The sequence below is a fragment of the Frankia sp. AiPs1 genome (assembly GCF_023716945.1).
In the GTDB taxonomy this organism is placed as follows: domain Bacteria; phylum Actinomycetota; class Actinomycetes; order Frankiales; family Frankiaceae; genus Frankia.
In genome coordinates this window covers 1-11491 of record NZ_JAMQQF010000166.1, presented here as the reverse complement: position 1 = coordinate 11491, position 11491 = coordinate 1, and the positions used below count along the sequence as shown (strand labels likewise).

Genomic DNA, 11491 nt, shown 5'->3' with positions numbered 1-11491 from the left:
GCTCGGCGCCGAGCCGCAGGGCCTGCAGACGTTGACCATGCTGGTCGCCGTGGGCGCCACCGCGTCGCTGCGGCAGGCGGCGGCGGTGCTCTACGTGCACCACAGCACGCTGATCGCGCGTCTGGTCAAGGCCGAGCGCGTCCTGGGCTTCCCCATCGACACGCCGCAGGGCCGGACCCGGCTGACCGCCGCGCTGATCATCCGGCGGCTCTGCTCGGACCTCGACGACCTGAGCACCGGCCGTGGGTAAGCCCAGGTCCGTCGTTCGAGCACCGTCCCTTGTGGCGTTCTCCGTTTCGGCACGTTCGCGTTTCGGCACGTTCGCGTTTCGGCATGTCCGCGTTTCGGCATGTCTTCGTTTCGGCATGTTCGCGCTTGCGCAGACACCCCTAATCGACCGGCGCGAGCACCCGCTCCGGGCAGGCCGCGGCACCGAGTCGAGCGGCCTCCTCCAGGCCCGGTGGCACGTCCAGCCGTGCCACCGCGCCGATGAAACCCTCGTCGTCGAGCTCGTAGACCTCCGGGGCCTTCGCGTGACATTGCGCGTGGCCCTGGCAGAACTCGTTGCTGACCGACACCTTCATCGGAGCTCCTCTCAGCTCTTTGATCACCGCGCGGCCGCGGAGCTCAGTCACCGTGGACGGGCGTGCCCACGTCTTCGCGCGGCCCGGGGGTGAAGCGAACCGGAAGGTGCTTGACGGCATATACGTCGCCCGCGTCCGCGAGGCGCTCGATCGGTGCCGCGACATGCACGTCCGGTAGCCGACGCAGCAGCTCGGTGATCATCACGCGGAACATGGCCCGCGCGAAGTTCGAGCCCAGGCAGCGATGGACGCCGAGTGCGAAGGCCATGTGCCGGTTCGTGCCGCGATCAAGATTGATTTCCTGCGGGTGTTCGAAGGCGCTGGGATCGCGGTTGGCCGCCGCGAACATCAGCATGACCCGGTCGCCCTTCTTGAGCTGGCGGCCGTGGAACTCCGCGTCCCGGGTGACGATTCGGGTGAGCCCCTGCACCGGGGTGTCGTGGCGCAGGAACTCCTCCGTCGCGCTCGCCATGACGTCCGGGTCCTCGATGAGCCGGCGGCGCAGCGCTGGATCGGCGTCGATGCGAAGGAGGGCATTGCCGGTGAGGCCCGCCGTGGTGTCCATGCCACCGAGCAGGAGCAGGACGACGATGCCAGAAAGCTCTTCGTCGGAGAGTTTCTCCCCGTCGATCTCCGCCTCCATGAGATCGCTGAGTACGCCCCTGCCGCGCTGGAGCCGTCGTTGGGCGATCTCCTGGGCGATGGTTCCGTAGATGTTGGCCGCGGACTGGGCGGACCGCTCCGGGGCGTAGGCACGGTCGTGGATGAGGGAGTGCAGCCAGTCGATCCAGTCCGGCCAGCGGCTTTCGTCGAAGTCGAGGAGCTGCAGAGTCCACCGGGCCGGCAGCGGGGTGAACAGCTGCTCGGCGAGGTCGGCCTCGCCGCTCTCGACGAAGGCGTCGATCAGCTCGGTCGCCGTGCGGCGCAGGGCCGACTCCCGCTGCTCGGCCTCCTTGGGAGACAGGTAGGGCAGCAGTAATTTCCGGTATTTCTGCAGCATCGGCGGGTCGATGTCGATCGGGATGAAGGAAACCTCGACCGGCAGCGCCGGAATAGCCTTGCTCGTGTGGTTGCTGAAAAGATCCGGGTCCCGGCAGGCGTCGAACACGGTCTCATAGGAGGTGAAGAGCCAGTAGCCGCCCCAGGCCGAGGACTTGGCCACCGGGCAACGGCTCTGCAGATCCGCCATGATTTCGGAGTTGTGTTCCCGGAACTTCGGGCCGTGGTGGTCCAGGTCGGTGTCGCTGAATCCTGCCTCGTCGACGGTCGTCACGGGCCGGCCTCCCATTTGCTCGATGATGACGATCGTCCGGATGATCGTCCGTCAGGTTCGACCGCATCTCCGGCACTACCTCTGCGGGCCGTCGATCGGTAGCCACGGCTGGTCGGTTGACCCATTCCTTCACCCCGTCGCAGGACCGCGGTCAGGGCGGACGATCGTGGGACGGATGTCCTTCGGCGCGCCAGGCCGCGTCACCGCGCCCGGGTCGCCAGCCTTTCTCCCGGACTGGCAGACGCCGGCCGCTGGCCGGTGTGCCGTGCTCGCACCTGAGCGTGGGCCCGCCGATACGGCGGTTGCTGGGACCGGCGACGGGCGACTGTGGGCTGCGACACGCTCGAAGGCTAAACTTATTGAGCTGATTAAGTCAATAAGGTTCTATTTGATCATTCGATGAGGATGTATGGTAGCCGTCCTGTCGCCTGTAGTGACATCCGAAGCCCCTGCTACCGGGAGCGGCTCCCGGACGATCACGGCTCGCGCATCCTGATCGCGACAGTCCTCCTACCATCGAAAAGGGGGCGCGCTCGTGCGGACGGGGCCGGGAGTGGATCGTCCCGCCGTCAGACTGGAGACTCGCGCAGTGGGGAACAGGTTCGAGACACCGGCGAAGATCCTCGATGCGGCACTGGGGTGCATCGCGGCTCACGGACCGGCCAAGATGTCGCTGCGGGACGTCTCCGCGGCGGCGGAGGTCTCTCGCGGCACGCTCTACCGGTACTTCAAGACCAAAGCCGAGCTGCTCACCGCCATCAGCGAACACGTCCGGCGGGGCGTCAGTGCCGCGCTCGACGAGGCGGTCGCCGAGCAGTCGGTCACCGCCGAGCGTCTCCGCGCGACCGCCGACGCGATCATGCACTACGGGGACGACCATCCCGAGGTCTCCAGAGTCATCGAAGCGGAGCCTGCCTTCGCCCTGCAGTTCATCCGTGATATTTTCCCGACCTTCGTGGCCCAGGTGACGGAACTCCTCGAGCCCGTACTCGACGATCTTGCCGTCGTCCAGGAGGGCAAGGTGAGGCGAGAAGTCCTCGCGGAGCTTCTGCTACGAGCCACGAGCTCGCTTTACCTAATCCCGACCCCCAATGTCGACGAGATCACCGACGCAGTCGTGACCCTGTGGGCTTCGGTCGCCGCGCCCGCGAAGGTTGGCGATCCCGCGAAGGTCGGCGATCCCGGGCCAGAAACCGTCGCCTGATTTGTCCCGGGGGTTTTGCGTTCAGGGTGCTGGAAATCTTCTCCGGGCCCGATCGGTCGTAACCGCGCGCGACGAGCTTTCCCGATAGAGAGGCCGATCGTCCCCGCGTCTGCGCCCGGGCCTGCACGTAGACACGGTGTCAGATGCGCTGTAGCTTTCCTCGACGCACCCGCCCCGTCAGGCGGGTCTTCGATGGCGAGGGAGTCTGATCGCGATGACGACGGCGTCTGAGGCGGTGTCCGTGCAGGGCGAACCGCGGCTACTGATCGACGGGAAACTCGGCGAGTCGGCGGCGGGCGGCCGCTACGACAACATCAACCCGGCGACCGAGGAGGTCCTCGGCCAGACGGCGGACGCCACGGCGGCGGACATGGACCGCGCCATCGCGGCGGCGCGCCGCGCGTTCGACGAGTCGTCGTGGTCGACGGACCGGGAGCTGCGCAAGCGGAGCCTGGCCCAGTTGCAGGCCGCGTTGGAGGACGAGAAGGAGGCGCTGCGCGCGGAGCTCGTCGCCGAGGCGGGCTCGCCGATCGCGGTGACGCACTTCGCGCAGCTCGACTGGCCGCTGGCCGACGGCCTGCGCGGGCCGCTGGAGCTGATCGACGAGTTCCCGTGGGAGCGCCCGCTGCCCGACACGAGCCTGTTCGGGCCCAGCCACCGCGCGGTCTGGAAGGAGCCGGTGGGGGTGGTCGCGGCGATCGTGCCGTGGAACTACCCGTTCGAGGTGACGATCAACAAGCTGGGTCCGATCCTGGCCACCGGAAACACCGTGGTGCTCAAGCCCGCGCCGGACACGCCGTGGAACGCCACCCGGATCGGTCGCATCATCGCCGAGCGGACGGACATCCCGGCGGGCGTCGTGAACGTGGTCCCGACCTCCGACAACGCGGTGGCCGAGCTGCTCGTGACCGATCCCCGGGTGGACATGGTGTCGTTCACCGGGTCGACCGGGATCGGCCGGCGCATCGTCGAACTGTCCGCCGGGACCATGAAGCGGACCCTGCTGGAGCTCGGCGGCAAGTCCGCGATGATCGTGCTCGACGACGCCGACCTCGCCTCGGTGCTCCCCGGGGCCGGCCTCGGGGCCTGCCTGCACGCCGGGCAGGGCTGCGCGATGACGACGCGGATCCTGCTGCCCCGCTCGGTCTACGACCAGGGCCTCGAGATCCTCACCGAGGTGTTCCGCCACCTTCCCTACGGCGACCCGAACGACCCGGCGAACCTCTCCGGTCCGCAGATCAACGCCCGCCAGCGCGACCGGGTGCTGGACTACATCGACATCGGTAAGGCCGAGGGTGCCCGAGTCGTCGCCGGCGGTGGCCGCCCGGCGCACCTGCCGGCCGGCTACTACGTCGAGCCGACGCTGCTCGCGGACGTGGACAACGGCATGCGGGTGGCCCGCGAGGAGATCTTCGGCCCGGTGGCGGCCGTGATCCCGTTCGACGACGAGGCGGACGCCGTGCGGATCGCCAACGACAGCCCGTACGGCCTGTCCGGCGGAGTGTTCTCCGCCTCGCTCGACCGCGGCCTGGCCGTCGCCCGCCGGATCCGCACGGGGAGCATCAACGTCAACGGGGGCAACTTCTACGGCTCGAACGGCCCCTACGGCGGCTACAAGCTGTCGGGCAACGGCCGCCAGGGCGGCATCGAGGGCTTCGAGCAGCACCTGGAGAGCAAGTCCGTCGGCTACGCCGGCTGAGCTGCCCACACCCGGGCCGCTGACGTCTCGGGCCGCCACACCCGGACCGGCGCTGTTCGGACCGTCGCTATCCGGACGGTCCACCACCTGATCGCACGCACGAGCAGAGGAGCAGACAATGTCAGGTCGCCTTGAGGGTAAGGTCGCCTTCATCACGGGTGCGGCGCGGGGGCAGGGCCGCAGCCACGCGGTTCGCCTGGCGCAGGAGGGCGCCGACATCATCGCCATCGACATCGTCGAGCAGATCGAGTCGAACCCCTACCCGTTGTCCACCCCGGAGGACCTTGCCGAGACCGTCACCCTGGTCGAGAAGCTCGGCCGGCGCATCATCGCCACCAAGGCCGACGTCCGCGAGCGCGACCAGCTTCGCGAGGCGGTCACCAAGGGCGTCGCCGAGCTCGGCCGCTTAGACATCGTCGTCGCGAACGCCGGCATCCTGCCGATGGCGATGGGCGACCCCCATGCCACCGACTTCATCGACGCCGTCGACGTTGACCTCATCGGCGTGATGAACGCCGTCGCGGTCAGCGTCCCGCACCTGCCGGACCACAGCTCCATCATCGTCACCGGCTCGACCGCGGCCATGATGCCCAACACCACGGGCAACCCCGCGATGGGCCCGGGCAGCGCCGGCTACGGCTGGGCGAAGAAGATCCTCATCGGCTATGTCGAGGAGATGGCGCTGCACCTGGCGTCGAAGTTCATCCGGGTCAACGCCGTCCACCCGACAAATGTCAACACCCACCTGCTCCACAACGACGGGCTGTACTCGCAGTTCCGGCCGGACCTGGAAAACCCGACCCGAGAGGACGTCGAGCCCGCGTTCATCACCTTCCAGGCGATGCCGATCCCCTACGTCGAGCCGGTCGACATCTCCAACCTGGTGCTGTTCCTCGCCTCCGACGAGGCTCGGTACATCACCGGTCAGCAGATCCGGGTCGACGCCGGCTCCCTGCTCAAGTTCCCGAACGGCCCCGCGGGCTGATCTCCGCCGAACCCGGTGGAAGGCAGTGCTCGGGGGCGTGTCGAAGCGCTCGCCGAGCACCGCCTCCCATGCGGCCACCGCCTCTGATGTCCCGGCCTTCGATGTTCCCGGCATTCGGCGTTCCAGGTTTGTTCAATGGTTTGACGTGGGGCTGAGAAGGGTTTCGAGGGGCTGGGTGTAGGGATTCCGCCGCGGTGTCTGGGTGGGGTCGGTCCAGAGAGGCGGGAGGAACTCGGGCCGGTGGTCGGCGCCGAGTCGGACGGTCCAGCCCTGGTGGTGGAGGAAGCGGTGGTGCCAGCCGCAGACGAGCACGAGATTGTCCAAGCAGGTGGTGCCGTCGTCGGTCCAATGCCGAATGTGGTGCGCCTGGCACCAACTGGAGGGCCTGCTACAACCCGGGAACGCACAGCAGCGGTCGCGGGCGACCAGAGCGCGGCGCAGGTGGGCCGGAACGGTGCGTTGCGTGCGGCCGACGTCCAGGGGGACGCTGTCCGGGTTGAGGACGATGCGGCTGACCTCGGCGTCGCAGGCCAGGCGGCGTAGCACGGAGCGGGAGATCGGCTGGCCCCAGCTGGTGGACGCGGCCGGGCCGCCGCGGCCGACCAGCGTCGCCCAGGCAACGGTGACGGTCAGGTGGGGGCGCACACCGCCCGAGACGGGTATCGACGAGGCGTCGAGGGCGCGGTGCAGAAGCTCGACAAGCGCGTCGGCCCGCCGACGGGCGGGGCTACGGGGGTCGGCCGTGCCGTCGACGGCGGGGCTGGGGGCGGCAAGGCTGTCGAGGGCGGTGCGCAGGAGCGCGGCGCCCTCGGCATCGAGTTCGCCGCTGATCCGGGTCATCCCGTCGGACAAGTCGGTGATCGACAGGCGGCGGCGCGACGCCGGATCGCCTTCCTCAGCAGCACCGTCGCCGCTGCCACCGTCGGGATTGCCACCGTCGAGGCCGCCCCCGTCGGCACTGCCACCGTCGGGATTGCCACCATCGGGGCCGCCCCCGTCGGCGTTGACGCCGTCGGGATTATGACCATCTCTGTCGCTGCTGTCGCTGCTGTCGCTGCTGTCGCTGCTGTCGCTGGCGGAGCCGCCGGGGCTGGTGTCGATGTCGGTGAGCCGCTCGCGGATGTGGCGGCCGAGGAGGGTGAGATCGGCAGGGTCGAAGGTGTCCGCGTACTGGAGCAGAAGTGCTTCGGCTTCACGTCGTCTGGTGAGGTCTACTCCTCGAGGGAGGGCGCGTAGCGCTGCGTGGATCGCGAAAGCCTGGTCGATACTGATGGTGCCGGCGGTCAGGGCGGCGCCGGTGGCGGTGAGATCGTCGTCGACTGCCAGGGCGAGACCGATCAGCCGCTGGGCCTCCCCCGGACGGATCCGTAGCCGGGCACGCAGGAGCGCGGCGGTGCTGGTGGCGCCCTCGCGCTGGGCGCTACCGCGGCCGTGCAGCTCACGGATCAACCCCAGGCGCAGCGAGGCGAACCGGGCCAGCAACGTCGAGCAGTCCAGCACTGCGCTGTCCAGGGCGCGATCAGACAGGGACCAGCCAGGCATGTCCACGGCCAGCCCGACCAGCTTGTCGAGCTCGGACAGCGCGGTAAGCAGCCGTGGACACCCCGTCCGGTCGGTGCCGAAGTCAAGGGTGGGAGCCGGGACGGTGTCGGAACCGGCGGTGTCGGAACCGGCAGCGGCGGAGTTGGCGTTGGCGCCTGGATCGGGGGTGGCGTCGGCCTCGGACCTGGGGCCGGGGATCGGGCTGGGAGCGGGGTCGCGGCCGGGGCTGGGGCCGGGTGTGGTCATGAGCCAACGGTAGATCCGCCGCTCTCGGATGTCGAACGTATGTTCGGATCTGTAGGCGATGTGAAGAAGGGGCTCGCCCCGCGCCTCCGGCCTGTCCACATCCCCGAAGGCTGCGGAGTGTCGGCGGCAGGAGAAGGGCCGCGGCGAGAGGTCGGGCGGGGCAGCGTGAGAGGTCGGGCGCAGGGGAGCGGCGCGAGGTCGGGCACGGGCGGCGCGAGGTCGGGCACGGTGCGGCGAGATGGCGGGCAGGGCGGTGGGGATCGGGCGGTGGGGATCGGGCGGTGCGGCGAGATGGCGGGCAGGGCGGGGCAGGATGGAGAGTGGTGGTCGGGGATCGCGGGCCGGGCCGGGGTGGGGGCCACGCTCGGCGGTGACGCACTCGGTCCGTGGTGCGCGGGTTCCGCGCGTTCGTCGGTAATTTGCCTACGGATATCCGACATCCGGCGGATATCCAGCAGAGTTGCGTGGGCGACAGAGCACGCCATCCGACTCCGCCCAAAAGGAACGTGACTGTCAAGAAGAGTGTTACCCCATGGTGGGGTGCCGCCTACGGTCGAAGTCCCGTAATGTCGGGTTCACAGCATCGTGAATGAGTGATTCCGGGAAAGCCCCGAAAGGTGTTCCGACGAAATGCCGGACCTTCTCGGGGTTTTCCGGCGGCAGCCCCGGTCGTGTGCACGATCGGGGCCGCGCGAGGCGATCGCTCGCGAAAGCCATCGATGCTGACATGTGTCGCGGCTCGGTAAGGCAGATCGGGTCGCGGCGTCCCTCGCCGTAAAGGACGTGACCATGACAGTGATGGCCAGATGGCGGACCCGCCGCCGACGGATCGCGACGACAACGGTGGCCGCGCTGCTGACCGTGACCGCCGCCGGGGTGGCCCAGCTCGCGACCGACTCGGCCGCCCAGGCCGCCACCCCCTCGGCAGCCAGCCCCACCGTGACCGGGCCCGTCACCGGCGGTAAGGGCGTCCCCGTGGTGGGAGCCACCGCCTTCGACTTAGGCAAGGTCGGGTATCGGCAGTCCGAATACTTCCTCGCCGGCTCCGCGACCGCCTACCAGGCGTCGGGCACGCTGGGGTCGGACGGCAAGTGGACCGTGACCCCGGCCGCCACGGCGCCCTACACGACCCGGATCGTGGTCAACCGCCCGGTCGACGCGAAGAAGTTCAACGGCACCGTCGTCGTGGAATGGCTCAACGTCTCCGCCGGCTACGACGGAGCCCCGGACTGGACCGCCGCCCACAACCAGCTCATCCGGGACGGCTACGCCTGGGTCGGGGTGTCCGCGCAGGCGGTCGGGCTCAACGCCACCAAGAACGCCGACCCCGACCGCTACCAGGCGTTGTCCCACCCCGGTGACAGCTACTCGTACGACATCTTTTCCCAGACCGGTCAGGCGGTGCGGAAGTCGGCCGCGACGGTCCTCGGCGGGCTGAAGCCGAAGAAGGTGCTCGGCGACGGCGAGTCGCAGTCGGCCTTCCGGTTGACGACCTACGTCAACGCTGTCGACCCGCTCGTCCACGTGTATGACGGGTACCTGCTGCACAGCCGCGCCGGCACCGCGAGCGCGCTGTCCCAGGCCCCGGAGCGTCCCGACATCGCCGCGCCGGCCGTCGTCCGGATCCGTCCCGATCTCGCCGTGCCGGTCCTGACCTTCCAGACGGAGACGGACCTGCCGACCGGCCTGCTCGGCTACGTCGACGCCCGCCAGGACGACACCAACCGGTTCCGGCTGTGGGAGGTTGCGGGGACCGCCCACGCCGATGCCTACACCATCGGTATCGGGGCCACGGACGTCGGTGACGGGCAGGGCAGCGTCGCCGCGTTCAACGCGCTGCGCAACCCGCCGACCGGGGGTGCCGGCTTCAGCTGCGCCAAGCCGATCAACGCCGGTGAGCAGCAGTACGTCCTGCAGACCGCGTTCTCGCAGCTCAACCGGTGGGTGACCACCGGGCAGGCGCCGGCGAGGGCACCGCGGCTGCAGATCGCGAACAACGCCTATGTTCTCGACGCCAACGGTAATGTGAAGGGCGGCATCCGCACCCCCGCGGTCGACGCCCCCGTGGCGAAGCTGTCCGGGCTCGGTCAGGACACCGGTTCCTCGCCGTTCTGCGCCCTGTTCGGCACCACGGTCCCGTTCACCCCGGCGCAGCTGCACGCCCTGTACCCGTCCCATGACGCCTTCGTCGCCGCCTGGACGAAGGCCACGACCAGCGCCGTGAACGCGGGCTTCATCCTGCCGGCCGACGCCAAGCCACTCGTGGCGGCCGCGGCGTCATCCACCGTGCCGGAATGAGAGATGTGCCCCCGTGCCAGGTGTTCCCGGTGACGTCGTCGCGCTGACCTCGGCCAACGCGCCGACGGGCGGCCGCTGCACCTGAGCACCGCCGACAGCCGACCGCCCATCCCCGGCGCCAGCGGGGATGGGCGGTTCGGCCATCCGGGATGGGGTCTCGCTCTCAGCCGAGGCGGTCCCACGCGGCGCGCTCGGTGCCGGCGGGGTCGTCCTCGACGCGCGTGGGGACGTCGAACAGCACGGTGGCGCGTGCGGGCAGGGAGTACGGCGGCCAGGGGAGATCCGGCCCGGCGGCGGGCCGGCCGTCGCGGGCGAAGGCGACCCACGCGTCGCCCATCCGCGTCGCGAGCGCGCGGCGGCCGTCGGCGTCCCCGGCGCCCGCGCCGAACGCGGCGGCCGTGGCGGTGTCCACCGTGTCGAAGAAGAACGGGACGTCGAGGCCGTGCGACGCCCGCAGTGACGGGTCGAGCGAGGTCTCCCAGTCGAACCGGTACATGTACACCGCCGCTTGACCCGCGGCCAGGCGGGCCTGCGCCAGCCGGATGGCGGGCAGCCGCACGTGACCGTCCGTCGCCACCGCCACCCGCACCAGCTCCGGGTTCAGCTCCGGCCGGGCGGCCTGGTACGCCTCGACGACCCCGACGACGTCGGGTCCGAACGCGTCGACCAGGTGAGCGAGCTCCGCCTGCGCCCGGGGCCCGGGCCGGCCCATCGTGGTCAGGGGCAGGAACATGCTGTACTCGTCGCGCGTCGTCCCGATGAGTAGCGGCACGTCGGGAGTCAGTCCCGCCCGGACCGCCGTGAGTGGCTGGGCAGTGATGATCTTTCCGTCGGAGACGGGGTAGAGGCCGTTGTCGATGCCGCCCATCGCGGCGGCGGCGTCCACCAGCCGCTGCGCCGGCAGCGTCAGCACCTGCGCGGCCTGGTCGGGACGCAGGCCCAGCAGGTCGAGCACCCGCGCGGTGACGGACCGGGCCTGGGCGGGGTCGGTGCCCCGCAGGCCGAACCAGCCGCTCATGATCACGGCGCGGTGGAACAGGCCGTGGGCGGACGGCATCGCCAGCAGGGTCGCGACCTTGGAACCGCCCCCGGACTCGCCGGAGATCGTGACGTTGCCGGGATCCCCACCGAAGGCGGCGATGTTGTCCCGGACCCACTCCAACGCCTGCACCAGGTCGAGCACCCCGGCCGCACCCGACGCCGCGAACTGTTCGCCCAGCAGGTCGGCCAGGTACAGGTAGCCCAGGATGCCGAGCCGATGGTTGACCGTGACCACGACGGCGTCCCGGCGGGCGAGGGCCGCGCCGTCGTAGACGGGCCAGGACGCCGAACCGGTTGCGTGCCCCCCGCCGTGGAAGTAGACGATCACTGGCCGGCGGGCGCCGTCGGCCGCCGGGGTCCACACGTTCAGCACCAGGCAGTCCTCGGACATCGAGGGCTCGGGGATGCCGCCGAAGACCGCCAGCGCCCCGGCCGCCTGGGCGGGCACCGCGGGCTGGGGGCTGGAGGGGCCGACGGTCAGCGCGTCGCGGACGCCGGTCCACGGCTGCACGGGCGCCGGCGGCCGCAAGCGGCGCTCGCCACCGGTCGGCGCACCGTACGGGATGCCGAGAAAGGCCAGCACACCCGCGTCCACGCGCCGACCGCGCAGCCGCCCGGC

Annotated in this window: 9 protein-coding genes; 5 read left to right on the top strand and 4 right to left on the bottom strand. The window is 70.2% G+C overall.

From position 1 onward, the window contains the following. A partial coding sequence (locus ND748_RS15960; RefSeq protein WP_251746599.1) for a helix-turn-helix domain-containing protein occupies positions 1-250 on the top strand: 250 nt, incomplete at its 5' end. 139 nt (positions 251-389) lie between these two features. On the opposite strand, the gene ND748_RS15955 is transcribed toward ND748_RS15960, so the two are convergent. After that, positions 390-584 carry a ferredoxin gene (locus tag ND748_RS15955; protein ID WP_251746598.1) on the bottom strand — a complete coding sequence of 65 codons (195 nt, stop codon included), beginning with the start codon at positions 582-584 and terminating at the stop codon, positions 390-392. Between the two features lie 43 nt (positions 585-627). Then, complete coding sequence (locus ND748_RS15950; protein WP_251746597.1) at positions 628-1857, bottom strand: cytochrome P450; 1230 nt, start codon at positions 1855-1857, stop codon at positions 628-630. A gap of 589 nt (positions 1858-2446) precedes the next feature. Between ND748_RS15950 and ND748_RS15945 the strand changes: the two genes are divergently transcribed. The 3 genes from ND748_RS15945 to ND748_RS15935 all read left to right on the top strand — a co-directional run bounded on the left by ND748_RS15945 (position 2447) and on the right by ND748_RS15935 (position 5745). Next, positions 2447-3061 carry a TetR/AcrR family transcriptional regulator gene (locus ND748_RS15945; RefSeq protein WP_251746596.1) on the top strand — a complete coding sequence of 205 codons (615 nt, stop codon included), beginning with the start codon at positions 2447-2449 and terminating at the stop codon, positions 3059-3061. 214 nt (positions 3062-3275) lie between these two features. Next, positions 3276-4760, top strand: coding sequence for an aldehyde dehydrogenase family protein (locus tag ND748_RS15940; RefSeq protein WP_251746595.1), 1485 nt, complete (start codon positions 3276-3278; stop codon positions 4758-4760). 118 nt (positions 4761-4878) lie between these two features. After that, positions 4879-5745 (top strand): mycofactocin-coupled SDR family oxidoreductase, encoded by an 867-nt coding sequence (locus tag ND748_RS15935; RefSeq protein WP_251746594.1) that lies wholly within the window; start codon positions 4879-4881, stop codon positions 5743-5745. A gap of 132 nt (positions 5746-5877) precedes the next feature. Here the strand turns inward: ND748_RS15935 and ND748_RS15930 are convergent, their stop codons facing one another. After that, a complete protein-coding gene (locus ND748_RS15930) occupies positions 5878-7533 on the bottom strand; it encodes an HNH endonuclease signature motif containing protein (protein ID WP_251746593.1) in 1656 nt (551 codons plus the stop codon). Positions 7534-8322: 789 nt separating this feature from the next. Between ND748_RS15930 and ND748_RS15925 the strand changes: the two genes are divergently transcribed. Further along, positions 8323-9831: an alpha/beta hydrolase domain-containing protein gene (locus ND748_RS15925; protein WP_251746592.1), complete on the top strand. Its 1509-nt coding sequence runs from the start codon at positions 8323-8325 to the stop codon at positions 9829-9831. A gap of 163 nt (positions 9832-9994) precedes the next feature. Here the strand turns inward: ND748_RS15925 and ND748_RS15920 are convergent. Continuing rightward, the coding region (locus ND748_RS15920) for a carboxylesterase/lipase family protein (protein WP_251746591.1) at positions 9995-11491 on the bottom strand (1497 nt) is incomplete at its 5' end.

Bases quoted from the DNA above. Each gene is read 5' to 3' on its own strand.
- ND748_RS15935 (WP_251746594.1), top strand. From the start codon at position 4,879: ATGTCAGGTCGCCTTGAGGGTAAGGTCGCCTTCATCACGGGTGCGGCG.
- ND748_RS15955 (WP_251746598.1), bottom strand. From the start codon at position 584: ATGAAGGTGTCGGTCAGCAACGAGTTCTGCCAGGGCCACGCGCAATGT.
- ND748_RS15925 (WP_251746592.1), top strand. From the start codon at position 8,323: ATGACAGTGATGGCCAGATGGCGGACCCGCCGCCGACGGATCGCGACG.
- ND748_RS15930 (WP_251746593.1), bottom strand. From the start codon at position 7,533: ATGACCACACCCGGCCCCAGCCCCGGCCGCGACCCCGCTCCCAGCCCG.
- ND748_RS15940 (WP_251746595.1), top strand. From the start codon at position 3,276: ATGACGACGGCGTCTGAGGCGGTGTCCGTGCAGGGCGAACCGCGGCTA.